Source organism: Winogradskyella pelagia (assembly GCF_017581965.1).
Lineage (GTDB): Bacteria > Bacteroidota > Bacteroidia > Flavobacteriales > Flavobacteriaceae > Winogradskyella > Winogradskyella pelagia.
The window spans coordinates 1-422 of record NZ_JAGEVF010000054.1 but is presented as its reverse complement, the minus strand read 5'-3'; the positions used below and the strand labels follow the sequence as shown (position 1 = coordinate 422).

The following is a 422-nucleotide window of genomic DNA, read 5'->3' as shown; positions in this document are numbered from 1 at the left end:
TCATAGACATAATCGCCATCTTCTAAAACTTTTGGATACGTTACCAATAGCTGTTTGTAATTGCCGTCCGGGAACATGGTAAGGATATAATTTTTGAGCACGGCACCGTCACCGTCCTCTGCCATAAAAGTATAACTTTCATAGATATCTGTTGTAATCACCTGCACATAACTGGTGTCTATACTAAAGCCATAGGTCTCTGAGGTCATTCTGCTGTGGGTGTCCAACAGGGTGTTTCCAAAGGTAGTGGCAATTAACATGCCAAGCTGTTTCTTGGCCGCAAAAAGGGAATCCGTGTCAGACACCCTTGCTATTCTAAGTTCTGGAAAATCTATAGCACCGAGATTGACGTCCTCAGCCTCTTGCAGAGCAGGCTCTTTTTCGCAACGTGTTAGGGCTAGCAGTATAAGCATTGCCCATAT

Annotated in this window: 1 protein-coding gene; it reads right to left on the bottom strand. The window is 44.1% G+C overall.

The features are described from left to right. On the bottom strand, window positions 1–422 hold a 422-nt coding region (locus J4050_RS15230), incomplete at both ends, for a hypothetical protein (RefSeq protein WP_208155471.1).